The sequence below is a fragment of the Undibacterium sp. RTI2.2 genome (assembly GCF_035018705.1).
Classification (GTDB): Bacteria; Pseudomonadota; Gammaproteobacteria; order Burkholderiales; family Burkholderiaceae_D; genus Undibacterium.
This window is the reverse complement of record NZ_JASJXN010000018.1, coordinates 81,476-104,624: the sequence shown is the minus strand read 5'-3', so window position 1 is coordinate 104,624 and position 23,149 is coordinate 81,476. Positions and strand designations below refer to the sequence as shown.

The 23,149-nt window shown below is 47.1% G+C and carries 23 protein-coding genes; 8 read left to right on the top strand and 15 right to left on the bottom strand.

Going from position 1 to position 23,149, the window contains the following annotated elements:
* Positions 1 to 90: 90 nt before the first annotated feature.
* Together QN395_RS11900 and QN395_RS11895 are read right to left on the bottom strand one after the other, a co-directional pair.
* Positions 91 to 1,458: an McrB family protein gene (locus QN395_RS11900; protein WP_323492044.1), complete on the bottom strand. Its 1,368-nt coding sequence runs from the start codon at positions 1,456 to 1,458 to the stop codon at positions 91 to 93.
* A 95-nt stretch (positions 1,459 to 1,553) separates the two neighbouring features.
* Positions 1,554 to 1,772: a helix-turn-helix transcriptional regulator gene (locus QN395_RS11895; protein ID WP_322120584.1), complete on the bottom strand. Its 219-nt coding sequence runs from the start codon at positions 1,770 to 1,772 to the stop codon at positions 1,554 to 1,556.
* A 398-nt stretch (positions 1,773 to 2,170) separates the two neighbouring features.
* On the opposite strand from QN395_RS11895, the gene QN395_RS11890 reads away from it, so the two are divergent.
* Together QN395_RS11890 and QN395_RS11885 are read left to right on the top strand one after the other, a co-directional pair.
* A complete protein-coding gene (locus tag QN395_RS11890; RefSeq protein WP_322120585.1) occupies positions 2,171 to 3,292 on the top strand; it encodes an HAF repeat-containing protein in 1,122 nt (373 codons plus the stop codon).
* A 163-nt stretch (positions 3,293 to 3,455) separates the two neighbouring features.
* Entirely contained in the window at positions 3,456 to 4,274 is an 819-nt protein-coding gene (locus tag QN395_RS11885) for a tRNA-uridine aminocarboxypropyltransferase (protein ID WP_322120586.1), read from the top strand.
* A 222-nt stretch (positions 4,275 to 4,496) separates the two neighbouring features.
* On the opposite strand, the gene QN395_RS11880 is transcribed toward QN395_RS11885, so the two are convergent.
* Complete coding sequence (locus QN395_RS11880) at positions 4,497 to 4,745, bottom strand: DUF3297 family protein (protein WP_322120587.1); 249 nt, start codon at positions 4,743 to 4,745, stop codon at positions 4,497 to 4,499.
* A gap of 845 nt (positions 4,746 to 5,590) precedes the next feature.
* Between QN395_RS11880 and QN395_RS11875 the strand changes: the two genes are divergently transcribed.
* Together QN395_RS11875 and QN395_RS11870 are read left to right on the top strand one after the other, a co-directional pair.
* The gene (locus tag QN395_RS11875) at positions 5,591 to 6,433 is read left to right on the top strand and encodes a hypothetical protein (RefSeq protein ID WP_322120589.1); all 843 of its coding nucleotides are present in this window, start codon (positions 5,591 to 5,593) and stop codon (positions 6,431 to 6,433) included.
* A 194-nt stretch (positions 6,434 to 6,627) separates the two neighbouring features.
* Positions 6,628 to 6,867 (top strand): hypothetical protein, encoded by a 240-nt coding sequence (locus QN395_RS11870; RefSeq protein WP_323492045.1) that lies wholly within the window; start codon positions 6,628 to 6,630, stop codon positions 6,865 to 6,867.
* 260 nt (positions 6,868 to 7,127) lie between these two features.
* On the opposite strand, the gene QN395_RS11865 is transcribed toward QN395_RS11870, so the two are convergent.
* The 4 genes from QN395_RS11865 to QN395_RS11850 are packed head-to-tail and all read right to left on the bottom strand — an operon-like array spanning position 7,128 to position 12,021.
* The gene (locus tag QN395_RS11865) at positions 7,128 to 8,192 is read right to left on the bottom strand and encodes a bifunctional nicotinamide-nucleotide adenylyltransferase/Nudix hydroxylase (protein ID WP_322120591.1); all 1,065 of its coding nucleotides are present in this window, start codon (positions 8,190 to 8,192) and stop codon (positions 7,128 to 7,130) included.
* Positions 8,193 to 8,197: 5 nt separating this feature from the next.
* On the bottom strand, positions 8,198 to 9,901 hold the full coding sequence (locus QN395_RS11860) for an NAD+ synthase (protein ID WP_322120592.1): 1,704 nt from the start codon (positions 9,899 to 9,901) through the stop codon (positions 8,198 to 8,200).
* 18 nt (positions 9,902 to 9,919) lie between these two features.
* Positions 9,920 to 11,110 (bottom strand): nicotinate phosphoribosyltransferase, encoded by a 1,191-nt coding sequence (pncB, locus tag QN395_RS11855; RefSeq protein WP_322120593.1) that lies wholly within the window; start codon positions 11,108 to 11,110, stop codon positions 9,920 to 9,922.
* A 41-nt stretch (positions 11,111 to 11,151) separates the two neighbouring features.
* The gene (locus QN395_RS11850) at positions 11,152 to 12,021 is read right to left on the bottom strand and encodes a cysteine hydrolase (RefSeq protein ID WP_323492046.1); all 870 of its coding nucleotides are present in this window, start codon (positions 12,019 to 12,021) and stop codon (positions 11,152 to 11,154) included.
* 200 nt (positions 12,022 to 12,221) lie between these two features.
* Between QN395_RS11850 and QN395_RS11845 the strand changes: the two genes are divergently transcribed.
* Positions 12,222 to 12,887 (top strand): NUDIX hydrolase, encoded by a 666-nt coding sequence (locus QN395_RS11845; RefSeq protein WP_322120595.1) that lies wholly within the window; start codon positions 12,222 to 12,224, stop codon positions 12,885 to 12,887.
* A 404-nt stretch (positions 12,888 to 13,291) separates the two neighbouring features.
* Here QN395_RS11845 and QN395_RS11840 read toward each other — a convergent pair whose 3' ends face one another.
* The 4 genes from QN395_RS11840 to QN395_RS11825 form a co-directional block, all read right to left on the bottom strand.
* Positions 13,292 to 13,642 (bottom strand): BON domain-containing protein, encoded by a 351-nt coding sequence (locus tag QN395_RS11840; protein ID WP_323492047.1) that lies wholly within the window; start codon positions 13,640 to 13,642, stop codon positions 13,292 to 13,294.
* A 229-nt stretch (positions 13,643 to 13,871) separates the two neighbouring features.
* Positions 13,872 to 15,260: a sigma 54-interacting transcriptional regulator gene (locus QN395_RS11835; RefSeq protein ID WP_322120597.1), complete on the bottom strand. Its 1,389-nt coding sequence runs from the start codon at positions 15,258 to 15,260 to the stop codon at positions 13,872 to 13,874.
* Between the two features lie 80 nt (positions 15,261 to 15,340).
* A complete protein-coding gene (locus QN395_RS11830; protein WP_322120598.1) occupies positions 15,341 to 15,979 on the bottom strand; it encodes a hypothetical protein in 639 nt (212 codons plus the stop codon).
* Complete coding sequence (locus QN395_RS11825) at positions 15,969 to 17,459, bottom strand: HAMP domain-containing sensor histidine kinase (protein WP_322120599.1); 1,491 nt, start codon at positions 17,457 to 17,459, stop codon at positions 15,969 to 15,971. Before QN395_RS11825 ends, QN395_RS11830 begins: the two co-directional genes overlap by 11 nt.
* Positions 17,460 to 17,643: 184 nt before the next feature.
* Between QN395_RS11825 and QN395_RS11820 the strand changes: the two genes are divergently transcribed.
* A complete protein-coding gene (locus QN395_RS11820) occupies positions 17,644 to 18,330 on the top strand; it encodes a hypothetical protein (RefSeq protein ID WP_322120600.1) in 687 nt (228 codons plus the stop codon).
* 99 nt (positions 18,331 to 18,429) lie between these two features.
* Here the strand turns inward: QN395_RS11820 and QN395_RS11815 are convergent, their stop codons facing one another.
* From QN395_RS11815 to QN395_RS11805, 3 genes are all read right to left on the bottom strand, one after another.
* Positions 18,430 to 19,314 carry a transporter substrate-binding domain-containing protein gene (locus QN395_RS11815; protein ID WP_322120601.1) on the bottom strand — a complete coding sequence of 295 codons (885 nt, stop codon included), beginning with the start codon at positions 19,312 to 19,314 and terminating at the stop codon, positions 18,430 to 18,432.
* A 326-nt stretch (positions 19,315 to 19,640) separates the two neighbouring features.
* Positions 19,641 to 20,801 carry a porin gene (locus QN395_RS11810; protein ID WP_323492048.1) on the bottom strand — a complete coding sequence of 387 codons (1,161 nt, stop codon included), beginning with the start codon at positions 20,799 to 20,801 and terminating at the stop codon, positions 19,641 to 19,643.
* Positions 20,802 to 21,089: 288 nt separating this feature from the next.
* Positions 21,090 to 21,341 carry a hypothetical protein gene (locus QN395_RS11805; RefSeq protein ID WP_323492049.1) on the bottom strand — a complete coding sequence of 84 codons (252 nt, stop codon included), beginning with the start codon at positions 21,339 to 21,341 and terminating at the stop codon, positions 21,090 to 21,092.
* A 326-nt stretch (positions 21,342 to 21,667) separates the two neighbouring features.
* On the opposite strand from QN395_RS11805, the gene QN395_RS11800 reads away from it, so the two are divergent.
* Both QN395_RS11800 and QN395_RS11795 read left to right on the top strand, forming a co-directional pair.
* Entirely contained in the window at positions 21,668 to 22,060 is a 393-nt protein-coding gene (locus tag QN395_RS11800) for an MAPEG family protein (protein ID WP_322120604.1), read from the top strand.
* 74 nt (positions 22,061 to 22,134) lie between these two features.
* On the top strand, positions 22,135 to 22,614 hold the full coding sequence (locus QN395_RS11795) for a low molecular weight protein-tyrosine-phosphatase (protein WP_323492050.1): 480 nt from the start codon (positions 22,135 to 22,137) through the stop codon (positions 22,612 to 22,614).
* 18 nt (positions 22,615 to 22,632) lie between these two features.
* Here QN395_RS11795 and QN395_RS11790 read toward each other — a convergent pair whose 3' ends face one another.
* A complete protein-coding gene (locus tag QN395_RS11790) occupies positions 22,633 to 23,145 on the bottom strand; it encodes a DUF2812 domain-containing protein (protein WP_323492051.1) in 513 nt (170 codons plus the stop codon).
* Between the last annotated feature and the right edge of the window lie 4 nt (positions 23,146 to 23,149).

Below are 23,149 nucleotides of genomic sequence, written 5' to 3'. Positions count from 1 at the left end.
AAACAAGAAAACCAATCGCAACAGTGGCCACACCCATGCTCGACTTTACTGGTTTGGGTATTTTGCAAGAAGCTCTATCGTTAAATTTTTTCATTCAAATAATGCCTGACCTATTTCGGCAACGAAGTAACTGTTCAGTTCTTCTTTGGCATTGCTGAGTAAGCCTTCTTGCAGATATTCGCGCATGAGTTGGAATAATTCATAGCGAATTCGATTCTTCATCTCATCTTCATTTTGCGCGAGAAAATAGCCTTGCCCTGGCTGTAACGCGAGTTCAGTTGAGCTGGCGTACCAATTAAATATTTCTTCGAACTTAGCAAAGTGTTTCCCATGAAATTCCTTAGAGCTTATCGCTTGCGGTTTGAGGTCGTACCATGCAAATCGTCTACGTAAGGCGAAATCAACTACCGCCAAGCTGCGGTCGGCAGTATTCATGGTGGCTATCACGTAAAGATTGCTTGGGATCTTTGATAGCGCGATCTCAGGGGTAAGCGCGATTTCGACATTGGCAAAGTCTTGCTTGTATTCGAATAGGTAAAACAATGGCCCTAAGACGTTCGATAAATTGGCACGGTTAATCTCGTCGATGATGAGTATGGTGGGCTCATTTGGATGCGCTTGCGCGTGCTTAATCGCTTTTAGTAATACGCCTTCTTCGCCTGAATAGGCCAATGACGCTGCGTCTAATTTTGGACGTATGCCATAAATAAAATCGGAGTAAGACGTTTCAGCATGAAATTGCGTGAAGAAAGTTTTAGCCTTCCACTCCGCCGCAATATTTTTTGCGAGCCGCGTTTTACCTGTACCTGGCGCGCCTTGCAGTACGACATATTTACGTTCGCTGAGAAGACTAGAAACTGCTTTCTTATCGTCACTAAGCTTGTCGCTTGTGACTTCTTTGATTGCTTTGCTTACTGCTTTTCTTTGGGAATCATTCGTCGGCCAATTTCGTAATTTGGCGTAACCTGCCAAGATGGAGGAAATCCGCTTTTTGCCGTCGTCAGAGTTTGGATCTTTGACAATTTGCGCGACTGGCAAAACGTTGCGATATTTGTCTAAAGTTTTTTTGATATGCGCGAGTTCATCACGATCTAAAAAATTCCTCGGCAAGGAGGATTCAATGTCCGAAAAATCCGATTTACAGATTCCATCTGTATCAATCAATTTTGAAAAGAAACGACACGGCCCAGGATAAGTTGCTAGCTCATAGTCATTTTTAAAACCGCTGGAACCAACACCTAAACAAATTAGCCAAGCTTTGTTTTGATTATTAGGGAAAATCGTGAATGAGAAATCATGAAAAGGACCGGACTTTTCTTCACTCGGATGAATAAACCCAAAGTAAGCGCCATCATCTTTTAATGCATCAGGCATAGTATTATTTCTCTCGATATAAAACCCCTTAGCGCCAAATTTTTCCGCTTCGTCTTTGACAAAAGCCCTGATCGTTTCAATCATGTAAGCAATCTCCTCATTCATATTGGGTGTTGTTTCTTTTGATGCGTTTACGCGGTAATGCGCAATGTATTGAAATGCGATAAACGGAAATTTTGTTAACGTTTGCTAGCAAATAATTCCGCTGAATCGACGTCTAAGGCTTTTGCAATTTTGAATATATTCGCCAAGCTCACATTACGCACACCGCGTTCGATCCCGCTGATGTAGGTGCGATCCAATTCCGCAATCAAGCCCAGTTGTTCCTGACTCAGTCCACGCGCTAGACGTAGCTTTTTGAGATGAAGACCAAACTCTTGCAATTGTGGATTAAGCATGCGCCCGCCTAAGTATCTTGATTCGACAATCATGCGTCGATGTGACTTATAGGTCTACGGACTATGAGTCACATAAAAACTCTTTATGAAATCAACTAGCAAGCAACCCTCGCAAGTAATTGACAACTATTTCGGCAATCTCACCAAAATAGTAAAAAAATGGTGGCGAACAAAGTACTGCTCTAAGTCAAACTTATGTAACAACAATCGAATTCTACGAGTTGAATATCAAACTAAATGACAAGGTTTTCTACGCCCAACACACTTTAAATACCTCCTCTAGCAATTCCCAATTTAGCCACAAACCATAACAATTTCGCACTAGCAGCGCACATTATTGATGTACATTTATCCACGACTTTTCTGTTTGTGAAACTCCCACCTGAAAGGATTCTTGTATGCGTCATATTCTGCGTTATTCTTTTTTTCTGCTGGCTTTGGCAGGTGGTGAAGCCTCTGCAATTACTCAGTCGCTTGGGATTGTGCCGCCTAAGCAGGGTGGGTCGATTGCATATGATATGAATGCTGCTGGTCAGGTCGCGGCGGTGATTGAGGATGAGAAAGGTGGCCGGCATGCCGCTTTTTTTGATAAAGGACAGTTGATCAAGCTTGAATCGCCTGGTGGGACAGAGAGCGAGGCAAAGCGCATCAATGACAAAGGCCAGGTGGTTGGGTCATCCGACAAAAAAGACGGGACTTGGACCGCCTTCCTTTACAGCCGTGCCGATGGCATACAAGAATTAGGTACTCTGGGTGGCCCTAGCAGCCACGGTATGGCGTTAAACAATGCTGGTGCGGTCGTAGGCTTTGCTGATACGGCTAATGGCGACTGGCATGCTTTCTTGTACCAGCGCGGCGAGCCGCTCAAGGATCTGGGTACTTTAGGCGGTAAGGTCAGTGCCGCCAGCGCCATCAACAGCGTGGGGCAAGTGGTTGGCACAGCAATGACTGACGATGGCTCGCGCCATGCTTTTTTGTATGACGCCGCACGCGGCATGATCGATCTTGGCACTCTTGGTGGTCGCTTTAGTGTGGCGACTGCGATCAATGATAAGGGCGTTGTCGTCGGCACATCAGAGATGAAGGATCGCAGCTTGCATGCCTTTGTCTACGACGGCAAGCGCATGACAGACTTGGGTGCGATCATCGGTCGTGGCGATAGCTTCGCTACTGGCATCAACAATGCTGGTCACGTCGTCGGAGGTGTTGATATTATCAACGACCGTTTTGGCGACCACCGTATCTCCTTCGTCTGGCGGGATAACAAAATGCTGCTGCACCCGAGCGGTAAAGGCTTATACCTTACCAATGCCATCAATAACCAAGAGCAAGTCATCGGTGCGACCTATGATCGCGGTTTGAACGCAGCGACTATGCAGTCTAACGCAGTGCCTTATGTTGATCTTGGTGGTACCAAGATTTTGAGTTTTAATTTTATCGTGTTACTACTCACTGGCACGATTGTGATTTTTCGGAAGCGCTTCAAAGGACTATTTTTCGGTGGTGTTTTTCGGGGTTAGTAATCAGTAATAGCGCTGACTGAATTGATTGCTAAGTTGCTTGATGAATTGGTAGGTAAATCGGTCTTCAGCTTGATTGCTTTAGAATGCTGGGATTTGGCCAGTGCTCTTGCTGTGCCAGATCAATTTAGCTTTTGATTCTGGCATTGCTCTTGATTCTCCCATGACCCAACCCCACTCCCCCCCCTTCCCTCACGCTGTATCCCGCCTGCGCTCCTCGCGTCTGGAGCGTAGTACGCGACCGTTTCTTGCTCGTGGCGGTCCGCATGGCGAGCGTTGTGGCGGATGTCGTCTGATCCTGAGTCATTGCCTGTGCGCCTTGCGTCCGGTGGTAGCTACGCGTGCCGGAGTCTGCCTGATCATGGCCGAGCACGAGACGCTGAAACCTAGCAACACAGGCTGGCTAATTGCCGATGTGGTGCCGGATACGATGGCGTTTGGCTGGGCGCGCACTACAGTAGATCCTGCGCTGCTGGCAGTGCTGGCTGATCCGCAATGGCAGCCGTATGTAGTATTCCCCGGCGAGTTTGTCGCGCCGGAACGGGTGATCACGCATTTACCGGCAGAGCAATCCGATACCAAAGATGTAAGCCCGGCGAGCAAGCGTCCGCTGTTTATTCTATTAGACGCGACTTGGCAAGAAGCCCGCAAGATTTTTAAAAAAAGTCCCTACCTGAATCATTTTCCGGTACTAAGTCTGATGCCTGAACAAGTATCGCGATACCGCCTGCGCCGCGCCCAGCAAGAAGATCATTTGTGTACATGCGAGGTCGCAGCTTTATGCCTGACTCTGGCTGGCGAGACCTTGGCCGCGCAGACTTTAGAAGCCTATCTGGATGTATTTACCGAACACTACCTGCGCGCCAAGCAGCAGCAAAAGCTGAACTGGGATGATGACTTGCACCAGCGCCTGCGTGACCTGCGTAATCTGCGTAATTTGCCTGATTTGCATGATTTGCCACTGCCAGCAAACAACACCTAGCTTGTGACTCCCAACAGGAGGCTTAGCAACAATCCAGCACTGTCTGGAGTTAACGCTAGGTTCTACCATTGCCAAAAACGATTTAGCGATGTCTGCACAATTCATGCGTCAAAACTAATTGGGGCGACATCGAATCACGTCGATGTCGCCCCATTTTTAATAGTAATTTTGTATTTTTAATTCAGCTTTGCCATGCCATCAGCGCCAACCAGAACATCAGAATCAGCGATAAAACGCCTCAACTTTGCCTTTTACTTTAATCATTAATGGCTTGCCCTTGCGATCCACGGCTTTACCCGCCGCGACTTTTATCCAGCCTTCGCTGATGCAATATTCTTCAACGTCAAGTCGTTCTTTGTCGTTGAGCTTGATACCGACTTCGTGCTCGAATACGGCGGCGATGTGGTAAGGACTGCGGGGATCAACTGAGAGTCGATCAGGCAAATTTGGGGGTGTCGTAGTATCGTTCATAGGCTTGAATTATCCACTAGAACGCCGATCAGTACAATTGCCTGATACAAGACTAAATTCCAGCATTCGCTGGAATAATCCGTTTGTGTTGATCGCTAAAGAAAAAAACGCACCCTGCCAGTGCCCAATCATTCTGCGGTTGCTGGCAGCATCTACCTGCAAACCCTGATGTATATTGGGCTTACAAGGTGGTGATTTTTAAATCTCAGTTTATTTAAACCCAGAGTTTTTATTAGACCACTACCACATCGCAAAAAATACATACGGCATGCGGTTTAATGGAAAATCTGGATTGAACTGCGTGCTACATGTTTTTCTCCCATTATTTAGAAAAATAAAATCAACTCTTCACAGCCGATCGCTACACAATATTTGTATTTTTTACCGTCAATTTCTTATTTTAAAAAAAGTCTTCATCGGTTGAGCTGGTCTTTGATTGCGCTGCTTAAGCCACTAGCTTTACGCAAACGTTGGTCACAGTATCGTTGCGCTATTTGCGTATCAACAGTGCTAGCTGGTATCACGTTAGGATCAGTTCGGTATCAGATGCAACTTCTTTGCAACAGTCTTAAAACGACTATTCTTTTATTGAATTTCTCTACGAATGTCGTTGATAGTTAGAGGTAGAATCGACACGTCATAAAATATGGCCTCGTCAGTTAACTACATGGCGGCCTAGATAAAATTGCCGCACTTTCACACAGCGGTAGCGCTAATCCAAAATTATTTCTATGAAGTAATCCGTCTGGTATGGCTCATTTTTTCATGTCAAATAAAGTCGTCTTGACGCACCTGGATGAACGTATCTTCATCAACCCGATGTGTATCGTTTTGAAAGAACGACTATGTCAACTTTATCCGCACCCCAAGGTCGCCCAGAAGTCGAAAAACTGTTTGCGTTATCAGAAGCTAAACAACGTTATTTGTGCGGAATAAATCCCATGCTGATCGATGTGTCGCTGCTTGAGCCGTGCTTTGGTGCGGCGATCGTGCATACCTTGGCAAACAAACAGGCGCTGCTACCTTTGGTCGACGAGTTTGGCGTCAAGGATAAAATCATTGCGACGCTCAATTATCAGTTGCCACATTACCCTCAGGTCGAGGACGATTTTTGTCAGTATTTGCTGGAAACAAAATACGATATGACGGGTTGTTTTGCGTTGACTGGAGTAGGTCGTATGAACGGTAGTCAATTCACGCCGCATCTTAGTATGGAGAAGCTGGTCGCATATCGTATTCCCAATACAGTGCACGAAATTTCGCTGCTCCCCAAAGGTGATACAAAGCAAGTGCTGGCGTCGCTGTGCGCCTGTATTCAATGGCTGCACGCTAATGTCAGAGGCGATCATGGCAAACCCTGCCGGATTTATGTAAACATACTGGATTTAATCGATACCTTTTTTATTGACCGCAGTTGGGCTTGTGATGTGTTGGAACAACTGGCGAAAGATGGTGTAGACGGCGTATCGTTTGAAGACGGGCGCGGTAGTTTTTTCCCTTTCCAAATCGCAGCCGTAGTCGTGTCAATGAAAGCACTGTTAGATGCCAACCAAAAAGTGTTATTCCACGCACACGCTGGCAACGGTATGGAAAACGCATCGGCGCTTGAAGCACTGCTGCACGGTGCTGATGGTTACTGGGGGCGGGATGGAAAGAGAATCGTCAACTATTGGTCACGCATCGCTTAGCGAACTGATCGCTAATCTGGTACGGGTCGGTAATACACATATGGCGAAGCAATATAAGTTGGAGCGCTTATTACCCATCTGCGAACAGAGGCATAAAATCAATACCGACTAGGAACTGCCAGACACCTAGCCGATCGAAGGCTCTGATGCGTATCGTTTAGTACTTAGCTTTTGAGCAAAAACCGAAGCATCCCATGGATTTGCCACCCGACTTAATTGGAAAAAAATATGGCAATCGGATTGCGCCTGTAGGCAGCGACATCCCGGTATTAAAAAAGCGATGCGAGGAAGCAATCAAAATCACAATTGATGACAAGACGGCTAAGCGCATAATCCTTTTAATGCGCCAAGATTTGCGCGATGGATTCCATCACCATTACGATGACCCCGTCCAATTGCGTGAGCTGCATTCACGCGCATCGGATCAAGCCTGACGCGCCAGGCGTATGATTATCTGTCTGCGATGAGAAAAATGCAGGTCGTATTTATGGGTTGCGCTAACAAGTGATGGCGACCAGAGTGAAAACGATAAATTAATATACTCCCCATTATTTTTGCAAAATATCGCTTTGCGTCCAATGATTATATAGACAGTTTAAATATACATAAATGGAGTATATTTAAACTTCCTATGAAAACTCTGATGTAACCGGTGTAAACTTGGCTAAACTTTATTTGCGAGAGGATGTGCCAATCAATCGGCAGTCACGTTCAAAAAATGATCCAGAATATGGAAGTGATCATCAAAGAAAACTTCTTCCATTGCAGCCAGTGCAGATATCGGCACCCACGAGGCAGCCGCTGCGTCGTCCGCTGCGGCGATGTCTGGCAGATGGTCAGTTTGCAGGTCGAAGAAGTGCGCATGTGTAATAGTTCTGCCACGCTGACTGCGACCGGGATGGTCGAAGACTTCGACATCGACCAGCGCGTTTTCTAAAGTGGAATCTAAAACGGCGAGATTGGTTTCTTCTGTCAATTCACGGATAGCACCTTGCAGCAAGCGCTCATCCTGTTCCAGAAATCCTCCTGGCAGCGCCCACAAACCTTTCCCCGGAAAGCCACCACGCTGCACCAGCAAAATATGCTCCGCAGCTTTGACGATTGCGTCCACGGTTGAGAAGATCGGAGCATAAGGCGCCGCTTTCCAGGCGGCTTTGTATTTATCCAATTGCTGATGTTCTTCGACCAGATCAGCGAAGTGCGGATAAATCACCCAGGCTTTAATGTAGTGCCGTATCACCTTTGGCAAAAACTGATCAATCACATCGAGCGATACATTAATGTCTTCACTCTCAAATAATACCCGGCGTATCAGCGTCGCATCCAGTGGTCCGTCCACTGCAATAGTTTGATCCGCCTCGATCAGTTGCCAGCGCGGGAACCGATTAAGGTAATAGCTTGAAGCATCTTTAAAGTGACCAATCAAAGCGACTTGCTTTGCCTCCGGCATCAGCGCATGTACTTTTTCCTGAACTGCTTGGGCCCAGCGAACATCATCGTAATAATCACGCACCGCGACAAACCGAATACGCTCTTTATCCGCCTCCGCCAAACAAGCGCAGATCATGCTGGCGCGCTCTTGCCAGGTAAAAGGATTTTTTGTGCTGCGCGCATGGAAAGATGATCCGAGCACAATCACAACCTGAGGTGCAGTGTCTAATGCCCGCTGCAAAAGTTGTGCGTGCCCGTGATGAAATGGCTGAAAGCGGCCAATTAGAACGGCGACATCAAAGTTGTTAGCTGAAGTTATATTGGTCATATTGGTCAATTCAAATATTTAGCAGCGATTGGCATCTGGCGTCCGCTACCAAAGGCACGAGAGCGGACGCGAATAATTGGTGGTGCCTGACGACGTTTGTATTCGTTGCGGGCGACCATGCCTAGTATGCGCTTCAAGCTACTTTCACCTTTCTCGGTACTCACTAATTGTTCGACAAAAGCGCTGGCCTTTGCAAATTCATCGGAGGGTAACCGCTTGCCTTCGATATGCCATTTCAGCATCTCATCGAGCTCGTCGTAAGGTGGCAGGCTATCTGTATCGAGTTGATCTGGTGCCAGCTCGGCAGAAGGCGGTTTAGTTAGTACATCCTCGGGAATAATCTCGCGCGCGGCATGTTGATTGATGTGGCGTGATAAGGCGTACACCTCAGTTTTATACAGATCGCCAATCAAGCCTAATCCACCGTTGGTGTCACCATACAGGGTGCAATAGCCGACCGAGATTTCGCTCTTATTACCGGTGGTAAGTAGTAAGGCTCCGTAGGTGTTGGAGTATTCCATGAGGATAGTGCCGCGTATCCGTGCTTGTAGATTTTCTAATGGCAAACCTATTAGCGGCGCGGCAAATGCGGCGCTAAATCCATGGCTATATTGTTTGACCAAATCCAAAATCGGATGCGTGAATAAAGTCACGTTTAAATTGTTGCATAACTTGACTGAATCTGCGATTGAGCCATCGCTAGAGTATGCCGATGGCATCGTGATCGCGATCACATTCTCAGCACCTAAGGCTTCTGCGGCGAGTGCTAACGTCAATGCAGAATCGATACCGCCTGAGGAGCCGACTACGACTTGAGTAAAGCCGCAGCGACGGGCGTAATCTTGCAGACCGAGCACAATTTGCCTTCTGGTAAATTCGGTGACGGACAATCCCTCGCTATCGGGTTTTGGCAATGCACTGCCATCGACGGATAAAAACTGTCCTGCGTTAAATCCTATGAGATTGAAGTCTTCTTCAAAACGGGCTGCCTCATACGCAATACCCTGCGCAGGCGAGACCGCAAACGAGGCGCCGTCGAACACCAATTGGTCTTGTCCGCCAATCTGGTTGACATATAACAGCGGCAATTGGTGATGGTTGGATGCCTTACTAAACATGGCATGACGTTGCCGCCGCTTGCCTATGTCGGATGGGCTGGCGTTGATGCTGATAATCAAATCGGGCTGGGCTGCACTCAATGCGGTGAATGGATTGATCTGGTAATCGCGGCCTGCATCATTCCAACCGTCTTCACACACCATGAAGCCAATTTTTTGACCTGCCACTTTTAGCAAGCAAGCTCCTTCCGAGCCTGGCTCAAAGTGACGACGCTCGTCAAAAATACCGTAAGTAGGTAACAGCTGTTTGTAATACTCAGCAACGATGACACCATCTTTGATCGCGAGTAAGGCGTTATGTATTGGCTTGCCTATGCCTGCATTACGCCTGGCAGTCCCGATCACAGTGACCATAGACGGTGATTGTTTTGAGGCAGCAAGAATGCTCGACAAAGCGGCATCCAATTGCGATAAAAACCGGCTGTCTTCCAGCAAATCGCCGGGATAATAGCCGCAGATACATAACTCAGAAAATACCGCAATATCCGCTTTAAGCGCGTTAGCTTTGTTCATCGACTGGATGATCGCGGCAGTGTTGCCAGCGAAGTCACCCACTGTGTAATTCAATTGTGCAATGGCGATGGATAACATGATTTTATATTCGCTACATCAAATGACGGGATGATTAAATACCTGACGCAAATAGGCCAAAAAGGTCTCGTCGGTACAGAGGGTTTTTCCAGCGGAATCGGACAACTTCGCAACCGGTTGGCCGTTACAAGTTTTGAGCTTCATCACAATATTGAGCGCTTTGATGCCCGTGTCGTTGGTGAGATTGGTGCCGATGCCAAAGCCTGTCATGGTGCGGTCGGCAAAGTGGCGGTATAAGGAAAAAGCTTTATCGAAATCCAGTCCGTCAGAAAATACCAGGCGCTTGGTATGCGCATCCACCCGCAGCTTGGCATAGTGCGCAAGCGCTTTTTCACCCCAGATAATCGGATCACCGGAATCGTGTCGCAAGCCATCAAACAGCTTGGCAAAGTAGAGATCAAAGTCCGCCAAAAACGCATCCATGCCCACAACATCGGTGAGTGCCGTACCAAGATCACCGCGATATTCTTGCACCCAATCTTCTAAGGCTGCTTTCTGGAAATCACGCAGGCGAACGCCAAAGGATTGATACGATTGTAGGTACTCATGCGCCATTGTGCCTATCGGAACTAGCTTATGTTTTTTTGCAAGATACACATTAGAGGTACCTTTAAAATAGTCAGGTAATTCACGCTTCAGCGTAGCGACGACTTCATCATGCCATTCACCAGAAAAACGGCGGCGCAATCCAAAATCAAAAAATTCAAACGGATTTGCTCGTGTCGCTTCCTGAGCAAATGTTCTGACTAAAGCGATTTTTTTAGCCAAACGATCACGGCCTTCTTGCAGACTGGTTTCTGTTTGCAAACGGCGGAAATACAATTCATTGACGATATGCAGTACATAGATTTCAAAGCCCATCACATGTACTTGCGGACCGGTTGCGACGATCTCTAAGGTGTCACCATTGGTCGTGACTTTGATGAATTTTCTTTGAAAGTGAAATACCGTCAAAAAGTCAGTGAAATCACTTTTGATGAAGCGCAGTGAGCGCAAATAATCTAACTCGTCTTCTGCAAAATGCAGCGCGCATAGATGATCCAGTTCTCTGTCTACATCCGCCTTTAATTCAGACAAAGGATAGGCTGGGGTATTGCGGCAAACAAAGGCGTACTCCGTCTGCGCATTGGGGTGGCTATGCAACAAAGACTGCCACATCGTAAATTTATATAAATCGGTTTCTAACAAACTGGTGACGATGGGCTTCATATTCTTCTTCTCTGGTCTCATTTTTATTGTGTTGATCTGCCTTAGCGACTTTGATTGGCAATCAGCTCAGCTAACACATCGCCCGATTTTGCAATCTGTACACCGCGCGCTGCCATGTCGCGGATAAAGGCGTCATATTGTGCGGTAAAGCCTGTTACCGGACTCATGCAGTCGGTCAATAAAACTAATTTGGATAGATCTTCGGGTTTCATATTTTCCACAATATGCTCGGTGGTCGCCCTGACGCAATGGCTGCCCGCCTCGCCAGTAATATACACACGGTCGGCGCTGGCTAAGCTGGCGATAAATGCATGATTTAACTGAGTATCTGGATCAGCGGCATCCGGCACTTCTGCCATCACGGCGGAGTAATGCTCCGTCCATGGATTAGACCCTTTGTTCAGTTTGCTCACCACGCCGTTAGTAGCGTCTTCCCAAAAATTGTAGGCAGCCAGGATATCGCTGTGCACATTTTGCCCCCAAGACCCGATCTCGCAATGTACTGGCCAGATCATCAGCTGATAGCGTCCCGCCACTTCCAGCGCCTCTATGTAAGCCAGCGCTCTTGGCATTGCACTTGGATCGCGTGGTAGATATTTTCCGGCACGGACATCGGCGGATGAAATTTGCGTAAACGGTGTAACTGGCTTACCCGCGGCATCAAACCAAAAAGTCGGATGAGCGATGTCGTAGCGGTGGTGAGAATCCAGCGTAATGCTAATCGCAGTCAATCCCTTGCCAGCGAGTTGAATCAGTTCACTGACACGCAACATATCCGCATGCGTGCCCGGCACTGGCAGTGCTGGCTGCACCAATTGTCCGTCTTGCGGATTGCTTGTCAGGTGGTTTTCTGGCAAATCACAAAAATCGTTTTGTGGGTCAATGATGAGAAGATGCAATTGGCTTTTCATGACGTCTTTCCTTTTTTTAATCAGGTGATTCTATTCTAGGATAGATAAAACCATTTTGCAACTAAGTAGAAATTTATTTCTAAATTCTTCTTTTTTAAATATAAAATTTCACCAAGTACATCAATTAAATTAGTTGCAAAATGTATCTAAGAAGAATAAATTAGCTGTATTTGATCTCAACACCGATAGCAAAGGCTCCGATGGAACAAATTATTTGTACCGTTGATATCGTTTTATTGACACTGCAAGACGACGGATTAAAAGTCGCCTTATTAAAACGCGATGCCAATCCGTTTAAAAACGCGCTAGCGCTCCCTGGTGGCTATATTCATCAGCAAACCGATAGCGATGCACGCGATGCCGCACTACGCGTTTTAAAAACCAAGACCGGTATTGAGGCGCCGTATTTAGAGCAGTTAGCCACGTTCTCCGGCAACGCACGCGACCCCAGAGGCTGGTCTGTGTCCGTCAGCTATTACGCGCTGGTATCGTCCGACATCATCCAAAGCGCCGGACATCCCAATGTGCAATTAGTCAGCGTTGATCGCCAGACTACTCTACCGTTTGATCATAAAGCGATTGTAGACACCGCCGTCGCCCGCGTACGTAGCAAAAGCCAATACTCATCACTGCCATGCTATTTAGCAGGCGACCTGTTCACCCTGCCTCAACTGCAACGCGTATATGAGGCACTGATGGGAGAAACAATGAACAAAGTCAGCTTCCGCAGAAAAATCACAGAAATGGATATGCTAGAAGAGGTCGCAGGGAAATTTGAAGCAGCAGGCGCGCATCGGCCTGCGCAGGTGTATCGATTGAAGCGAGCTTATCGACAACAATTGCAGTTGATTGACCGGGGCTTGTGAGGGTAATCATAAGTCCGTCTGTGTGGGACTTATTGGCTTTGGTATTAGATTTAAACTCGCCGATTATTAATAGAAATTTTTACAGATTATTTAAATTAAAATACACCATAATCAATATACTCCCCATTATTTTTTTCTAAATTGCCTTATCGTCCAAATATTACGTGGACAACTAAACTATACCCATTAGGAGTATTAATATTTAACTACTAGGGCCAACAAAAAGAAAACGGCACTATCTCTTGATAATGCCGTTTCCAATTCTCTACTAATAACTCTGCTTCTAACTCACTCTAACCATTTCTGACCTGATCAACAGAACCTATCCAGGCAAGGGGGAGCTTGCATAGGTTATCGACTTAAGACATGGTCAGACGTCGCTTAGAATCTGCGTTAGCCCTAGCTTAGCCTTGGGATACTTGCAGCTGGTTTTGGATGTCTTTCACACCCTCAATGCTGGCGACCATTTTCAGTACGCGATCACTTGCTGCAACGCTTGGTACTGCGCCTGTCAGGATCACGACACCTTGTTTGGTGGTGACATTGATTTTCAATGCGGACACTTCTTTATCAGCAACCAGAGCGCTTTTTACTTTGGCGGTGATCATTGAATCATCAACGGCGACGCCCGCTTTTTCGGTCATGGTTGGCTTATCGGCTTGCGCTACTACGGTATCAGCGGCGAAAGAGGATGCTGCAGTCATAGACAATACGGAAGCAGCGATGAGGGAAGTGATAGATGAACGATTTTGCATGATAAATCCTTTTTAATGAGGTTTAAAGGCAACGTCTCACATGTTTGTGGCGCTACTGACTGGTGTATTGCACATGCTGTGCCAGCTATTAAAAACCTACATTAATTCAAGCACTTAGGTAATTTTTTGCCTGTAAGCCGAATGAAAATACTGGTTTTTTACCGTAAATGTGTCGGGATATAGCGACAGGCAAAAGGTGTGATTTCGTAAGCAGTTGATTTTAAACGATTTAATCCTGTCGCTCATCAGCGACAGGATCGCCGTCTGCCCTGAACAGGCTGGGTGTCAGCTCGTGTTTTTGTAGCAATCGATAGAATTCGGTGCGGTTGCGATCCGCCAGTCTGGCGGCATCGGACACGTTGCCGTCAGTCAGTTTGAGTAACTGGATCAGGTAATCGCGCTCAAATTTTTGTTTGGCATCGGTGTAGCTGAGCGCCTCTAGCGACGGTACGCGCAAAGCCCGTTGTACCAAGGTCAGCGGGATCAGCGGTGCAGTAGCCAGTGCGCATACCTGCTCGACCACGTTATGCAATTGCCGCACGTTGCCAGGCCACGGTGCGGACATCAGCGCTGCCAGCGCGTCGGGAGCGAATCCGTTGATCTGCTTGTCGTATTTGTCAGCTAGCGCCTGACGGAAGTGGTTGGCGAGCAGAGCGATATCTTCGCGCCGTTCTGCCAGTGATGGCAACGCTAGCGTGACGACGTTAAGACGGTAGTACAAATCTTCGCGGAACTGACCTTCTTTCATAGCGACATCAAGATCGCGATGGGTGGCGGACAAAACCCGCACATCTACCGGAATCGCCTGATCAGAACCGACCTGGCGGACGGTACGCTCTTGTAGTACGCGCAGCAGTTTGACTTGCAACAACAGCGGCATGTCGCCGATCTCATCCAAAAATAAAGTACCGCCATGCGCTGCCTGGAATAAACCATGGCGATTGGCGACCGCGCCAGTGAAGGAGCCTTTGACATGGCCGAACAATTCTGACTCCAGCAATTGTTCAGGAATGGCGCCGCAATTGACTGCGATAAAAGGCGCTTTGGCACGGTTGCTGGCGCGGTGGATAGCGCGGGCTAATAATTCTTTACCGGTACCGCTCTCGCCTTGGATCAACACGCTGGCATCGGTGCTGGCGACCAGCTTGGCTTCTGCCAGTAGCTCTGCCATGCGCTGGCTGCGGCTGATGAGTTCTTCACGCCACGCCTCGTCTTTGCTGGCGGGGTCGGCACTGGAGCCACTAAGGCTCAAGGCGTGGGCGATTTTTTCTAGCAAGACATTGCCATCAAAAGGCTTAGTCAGGTAGGCATAGGCACCACGCGCTGTGGCTTCTACCGCATCCGGAATCGTACCGTGGGCAGTCAACAAAATGACCGGCAAGGCGGCGTACTGGCTGCGGATCGCGTCGAACAACGCCATCCCGTCGCGCCCCGGCAAACGGACATCGGTGATGACCAGCGATGGCAACTCTATCGATAATCTGGCGAGTGCAGCCTCTGCGCTGCTGACCGCGGTCACACGATAACCTGCGGCGGTTAGGCGCATGGAAATCAAGGTTAACAAATCGGGGTCATCATCGACCAATAGTAATTGCGCTTGTTCAGTTTTTGGCTTCATCTTCGTCACTACTTTATTTTTTAGCTTGATCGCAATATTGATCGCGTACTATCGTATCCTTCACTAGAACTACACGCGCTCTACTGCTTGTTATCACTAGTAGCAGGAGCAACTACGGCGCTCCTTGGTCGGGTCGGTAACTGGCGCTCTATGGCTTTTAAATCTTCTAACTTTTGACTAAGCTGATCGGCGCGGCGCTGGCTTTCTTTTAGCTGTTGCGTTTGCTTATCAAGCGCCTCATCCAAGCGTCGCCATTCTGCGTAATTGGTGGATAAAAAATACGCTAGCGGCTTAATATGTTCTGCATCGGCGTCAGTCGATTTCACTATGCCATCTAACAAGGCTTGCGCGCGCATCAGATCGCCGCTGCCACGGATAAATCCCAGCAGTATCGCGCGCTGCACATCATGGCGTGCTTTTTTTTCTATGCCTTTTTCTAAACCATTCAGGTCTGCCAGCATCTTGGGTAATTCGGTCGATGGCAATAAGCGTGCTCGCTGAAAGTAGGCTAAAAGATCCTCGTTATCACTGGCAATCACCGCTTGCGGCGGCACCACGACGGTCACCGGTGTCGCTGACGCCAGGTTAGGGTCGGTCTGTTGCGGTGCAATTTTGCAGGCACTGAGTAATGTGCCTAATAGTGTGCTTAGTAGCGCGCAAAGAAGCACACTGCGTAAGCCGGTACCACATAAAAAATTTAACTTAGCTCTAGCGTTCATAAGGTAATTCAATCCGAAAATGTGCACCTGAAACTGTAGGGTGCAGTTGTATTTTTCCACCGTGGGCAGCGATATATTCGCTCACGATAGAGAGGCCAATGCCGTTACCGCTACGGGCACCAGCGGGCTGGCGTGCACCTTGATAAAACGGCTCGAAGATACGCGCCGCATCGTCTGCCGCCACGCCAGCTCCCTGATCAATACAGTCGATACTGACGTAGCCATCGGCTTGGGTAAGGATGAAGTCAATCACGCCACCATCAGGACTAAAGCGCACTGCATTAGACAGCAGGTTGGCGAGCACGACACCGAGTTTTTCTGCATCTGCGTTGATGGTCAGCAGGCGACTTGGCGTATTACTGAGCAACTGGCGCAAGTCTGTTTGCCGTTCAGCAGCTAATTGTGTTTTCAGTTCAACAGTCAAACCGCGCGCCTGCCATTGCAAACGCTGACCGTCAATGACGGTGCTGAGCAACTGCATCAGATCTACCGGAGTTTTATGTAAATGTTGCGCATCAAAAGCGGCGGCATTATAGCGCAGCAAATCTTCGATCTGGGTTTGTAAAGAAGCCGTGTTCTGACGCAATATACGGGCAATCTCGCGCTGATTATCGCTCAGCGTACCTGCCACGCCGTCCTCCAATAAAGCGACTCCTTCGCGCAACGCCGCCAGCGGAGTTTTTAACTCATGCGAGATGTGGCGTAAGAAGCGGGCTTTGTCGGCCTCCAGATCAGCCAGACGACGACGCAGCCAATCTAGTTGCTTACCTAAGCGGCGCAAATCGGCAGGCCCGCTCACGGCGATTTCCTGATCAAATTTATTTTCTCCCAAACGACCAATCACTAACTCGATTTGCGCCAAAGGGCGCGCAAGCCAGAGACCAAAAGTCAGCGCTAACACAATCGCCATGATCATCGCGCCCGACACCAAGGCTGTAAGCAAACGCCGTTGGCGCTCTAACTCTGTCAGCGATTGGTCGTTACGGCGTTCAATCTCACGCTTGCTGGCGAGCACTATCTGATCATTGATTTCAGGCAAACGCACAAAGCTTTGATATAAGGCTTGTTGATTTTTATGGAGCGTCGCCTTGTTCGTCACACGACCTTCCTGTAAGACTTTTCTAGCAATATCGGTCTGCGTATTCCAGTCCTCTAATTGTTTTGGCGGGAGGTCAGGGATTGCTTGCGCCAACACTTGCAAGGATGCTTTTGCCTCTTGCACCGCGTCATCGTAAATATCACGAAATGTCACGTCATCCAATACCAAATATTGACGTGCGCTACGCTCCATCGCCACCGTGCGCTCGGTCAGACGTTGGGACTCTTCGGTTAAGTTAACCGCCTGATGTGCAACTGCACGGCTTTGCTTGGTCAGTCGCTCCAGCGTCAATAACGCATGCACCGAGGTACCGCTAAGCAAGATTGCGATAAAAAGAAAACCAGCAAGTAGCAGTTGGCGGAAAGAAAGTTTAGCAAGCATAGTAATCTACGATTTTCTGTACACTCTTTTTAACTAAATGGATCGTCAGTCTATAGCAGGTTCGTTAGACTGATCAAAAACTACGCGATTGTTAAAATAATTTTGCGTAGCAATTTAAGATGTACAAAGCTTTAACGATATTTTTTACAAACTTTTCTAAACAACTGATCCGTTGGAATTAAGAATGAAACGACTATTCAGGCATCAGCTCAGGCACCACTATTCAGCTTTATTATTTTTGCTGTCATTACTGTTATTACTGGCGCTGTTATCTAGTTCGTCTTCTGCGAGGGCGGTGAGCAGATCACAAACTACTGCTCAAACTGCTGCTCAAACTTTCCCAGTCAAACTCAATAATCATGACCGTCTGTTGTTAGAGCAAATAGTTTGTGGACAAAAGTTTGGCGTCGCGGTGGCTGAGATTGACGCGCAAGCCTTTGACGCCAATGCCCGTCAGGCGAATTTTGCTGATGTTAAATGTCGTCCGCATGCGCAATTAAATGGCAAACCCATGTACTACGTGGCGCAATGTGCGCGGGAAAATACCCAATGGAGTTGCGGTCGTGCCGAGCTAGAAACCATAGTCATCCTCAATAATCGAGACCCGATTCGTGAGTTAATTATTCGCCCGGGCACGGTAGCACCTAAAGTCGCTTATGAGGCGATACAAAAAATCAGTACCTATGGTTATTTTCAAGCAAAGTCACTAGATGCAGCATTGCAATCTACCTGCACAATCGGGATGGGCGACACACCCGATCTGATTGAAATTTCCTGCAAACGCTGGTCAATTACGGTGTCCTTTTTGTGCCCTCAAATATCGGCAACGTCGTCATGTCCACGCGTGATTTATATGAGCGAGCATCCTTAGCGCGAGCGCTGTGATGACGCAATTTTAGAGTCAAAAAAATGAAGACCTCCCTAGTTTACGGACGTCTTACTGCTAGCGGATTGCAACGCTGATCTGTACTTATTTTATCGACGGCGACCATAAAGTAGCGGCGTCCATTGGTGTATTTTTAGGTAGGAAGGGATTTTCTAAACGGATAATCCGACGATTTTTTAGATTCAGTTTTTCTATCGCAACTTGATGGTATTTATTAAAAATAGCATCAAAACTGCCATCTTTTTGCATCAACCGTAAACCGATTTCGACTCTGTCTTTTATCGCTTTGTCATTACGGTTGAAAAAGAAATAATAAGGGAAAGGATAGTAAATCAGTAGGTTTTTTTCGATCGCCAGATTGGGATTATCTTTGATGTTATTGTCGTACTCTGACAGAATCTCCCCCACGCCACGTGGGAAAAAAAGAAAGCGATTGGCGTCCAACATTTTAAACAATTGACTGTATTGCGCCTGCACCACCTGGATGCCATGAAACTCGTATATTGCGTTATCGGACCACCCGACTCCTTGACCAAAGCTGATTGTTCTCAGGTCGTTTAAGGTTTTGATCTGATCGATTTTATGTTGGTTATCTTTATGAATCAGTGCCACTCTGTAGCCAAGCAAGTCTTTGCGTAAAGAGATATGAATCGCAGAAAAACGCTGTTCTAACTCTTCAGAAGTTGGGTTCCAGATCACGTTGATATCATGATTGATCTGTTCCAACTCCTGTAAAAAACGCTTTTTTGGCATGATCGCCGCGCTGGGTTTACACTCATAGTCACCAAATTGGGCTTTGGTTTTTTCCAGCGACGTGCACAGCATTTCTATAACATCTTTGTAGCGCGTATCGTTTTGAACTTCACCTAAAGGATAGATCACTCTGGTCACTACTGCCAAAGCAGATAGTGGCAACACGCATGCGCAAAGCAGCAAACTGATTGGCAGAAATTTGTGAAGCGCTGTCATTTCAATTACAAATCCAGGTGTCTTATTACAGTAATTATTCGTCAGATCGTGGAAACTAAATTCTGTAATGAATCATACTAAGCTATTCGCCAATGTCTTACTTTATTCAAACTAATTTGACTTTATTTGACCTTATGCAAACTCATTGTTGACAACCCACATACAGAATATTTTTGGTATTTTAGCCGTGACCAAATCGTTAATTTTATACATACTCCCCATATATTTTTATAAAAATCCCTTATTGTCAAATTAATACATGGACAATCTAAATATACTTACCATGAGTATATATATTTAGTGAAGAACAAATTTCCGTAAATATCTTAAAAATCATGCTTTATGCCAAAGGCAATCGCCTGCGGGTGTTGTCCTAATCTTGCTGATGCGCTAACTGCAGCGGCACCACCAAGCTCATATCCGGCATGTGAGCCGTTCCGCAAAATTGCGTACTGAGACCACAGTTGCGATCGCTTGGATAAGTCATAACGGTAGCCAACAATCATTAAATCAGATTGGGTGCCAGCACCGGTAAAGATGCCGGAAAAAACCGGAGTTTGATCCCCTTTTCCCTCGCCGCCGCGATACCAGGCTAGCTCAAAGGTATGACTATGTTGGAAAAATCTTCCTCGCACACCAATACCGTTTTGCTGTAACGGGTGACTACCGATATTGTCGTACTTGATGTGCTGGAGATACGTGCTGAGATTGATTTGCGAAGTCAGATTAAAGCCCAGCGCAAACAATACAATGCTGTCGTCCAGGTTGATGCCTCTGACGTTGTGGTGCAAGTTATAGGCAAGTGCCGCGACTAACTGACCGGAATTGAATTGTAGTTTGCTTGACCATGCAGTGCTATGGCAGTTGAGATTCTGCGCCGGTTCACCAAGCGCCAGATGCGTGGCAAAGCTAAAGCCATGCATATTAGGCGAATCATAGCGGGCCGAATTGCCGTAGCGATTATCAAATGCAAAGGTGTTTGCATTACCCTCCGTTGCAGAAGTTTGTATGCAAGGCGAACTGCCATCTGCGCTGGCGCCGGTAAAACTATTGTTGTAGCCGTTTGCCCAAAATCCGTTGAGATTGTCGTTACTGACATTGCTGAGATAACCTGGACCGACAATCCCGTGCAAATCGTCTAAGGGCGTCAACATAAAACCAAAACGGATTTTTCCGTAAGGCGAGCCAAGGCCAATACTGGCCTCGCGCGATATAACACCTCCACTACCGGTATCGGGATTAAATCCGCCTTCCAACACAAATAGCGCGTTGAGATCGTCACCCAGTGCTTCGCTGCCTTTAAAACCAAGGCGGCTGCTAAAACTGCTCTCTTTTGTTACTGACCCACGACCATCACTGTATGCCGAGTAGTTGACAACACCGACCACCAGGCGCCCATATACAAGCACATTAGTTTGCGCCTGTACGGGCAAAGTGTGGCAAACAGCAGAGACGGCGATGCATGCGAAAACATGTTTCAGATTCATGATGACCCCGGGGTGTACAGCATGATTAATGTGAGGGATGGAATCGTCTGATCGTTATCGTATTAAATAGTCAGGAATAACATCCACGCAGTAGCTCTTGATTATTGCTCATGGACGATGGGGTGATGAGGACAATTTACCGACAGCGATTGAAGTGTATGAACTGGGCAACATAGTTGAAGCGCTGCCTTGGGTTCTGCAAACGTAGAGCGCAAAAAAAATCGGCGCTCATCACGCCGATTTTTTTACATTGCCAGCTATCTCAATGCGATAGCTGACTGTTGCGAATTACTTCGCTGGAGCTACTGGTGCAGACGCTGCTGGTGTTTCTGTTGCAGATGCTGCTTTTTTGTGGTGATGCTTCTTCATTTTTTTCTCAGCAGCTGGTGCTGATGCCGCAGGAGCTGCTGCTGGAGCTGCACTTGCTGCTGGTGCCGCAGTTGCTGGCACTGCTGGCTTAGCTGCTGGTGCTGGTGTTTGTGCGAACGCTGTACCCATGGCGAAGGTAGTAGCAACGAGAGCGGCGATTAGCTTGTTCATGATAGATCCTGTTCTTGAGTTTGGTTGGTTTGTTTTCCGTAGTTAGTCTACGTAGCTCTAGAACGCGATGGAATCGATTTGTGTTGACAAGGAATGTGTTGCTAAATGTTACAGCGGATATTTATCGCTCTTTTATCGATCTTGTTACAGCTCTCTTATGCTGACGATTCGCTGTCTATCCGCTAAGGTCTTAGACTGCATCAGTACTTTGATCTGTCTGTGTAAATCGATCTGATTTATCTTACTATTGCGATGAAACTAGGTTTTTACCAGCAAGTGCTTGCTGTTAGATTTAATAATAATTGAAATGAATAGGAGAAAATAAAATGACAATTGCAAATTGGTGCGTACTCGTGGCCTGTGCTTTACCAGTAATCACGGTGGGTTTAGCAAAAAGTAGCTCTGCCAAATTAGCGCGTCATGCTGGCAGGTACAACAACGACAATCCACGCGAGTGGGCAAAAAATTTAACTGGCTGGCAGCAGCGTGCTAATGCCGCGCAGAGTAATAGTTTTGAAGCCTTGCCCTTATTTATTGCAGCGGTTGTACTGGCACAGCAAGCGCATGCGGATCAAGGACGTATTGATAGTCTGGCGGTCGTTTTTATTGCTTTACGTTTGTTGTATACCGGAGCCTATCTGATGAATTTTTCTACGCTACGCACCTTGATCTGGACTGGTGGAGTCGCTACTTGTGTTGGCATTTTTTTGATGGCGTAACTATCTGCTGACATCGTTGTAGCATGGTACTTCGTATCTGTTTAAGTAATTTACTAAGCCATTAAAATCACATCATGAACACAACAAAAAATACTGCGATTCTCTTTGTCTGCATGGGCAACATTTGTCGCTCACCGACGGCGGAAGGCGTATTCCGCAGCAAGATAGAAGCAGCCGGTTTAGCTGACGCGTTCGTGATCGATTCTGCCGGCACACATGCCTACCACGTGGGCGAGCCACCGGATCTGCGGTCGCAAGAATTTGCGGCAAAACGTGGCATCAATTTATCCCGCCAACGAGCGCGCAAGGTAGCACCTGAAGATTTCGCCCAATTTGATTTAATTCTGGCGATGGACAAAGCTAATCTGTCGCTATTAGAAGCGGATTGCCCTATCGAATATCGCCATAAGCTAGGTCTATTAATGCAATATGCGACGCAGAGTAAAGCCGACGAAGTGCCCGATCCTTATTACGGTGGCGGGCGTGGTTTTGATGTGGTGCTTGATTATATTGAAGATGCTTCGGATGGTTTGCTTCGGACGCTTAAACAATAAGTGTCGTCTGACATCCTCTCATTGCCCATTTCGTCTGAGTTCACGAATACGCGCGCCAACTGAAGTCATCGCATACATGTAAAACGCGCCCAATCCGCCAAACATACCGCCAAGTATCCATTTGTCTGAGGTGGCTAGCTGTTCTATTGGGCTGTGTAGGACTAAACTTCTAATAAACAATAATATTAAGGGTGATGGCCCAAGTACCAGTATTAATAAAATACGTTTATATTTTTTAATTTTAGATTCGATATCGGTGAATATTTTTGGGACTCGACCAGCAACGATCGGGGTTCTCCAATAATGCCAGCCGGTGATTTCAATTACATGCTCCCAACCAGCATCACGGAACAAATCGAAATAGGCCGGATCTCTTCTGAGGTGAGGCACAAAATCCAGGCAATAACTGACCTCGGCGGGTTTGCTCTGTATAAATGTGTAAAGACAGAAGATATTTACGCTCTTGAGATGTAGTCCTTGTCTTGCCATTTCTTGCAGCCATTGTTCACATTGATTGTCTTGCCAAGCCAAGTGA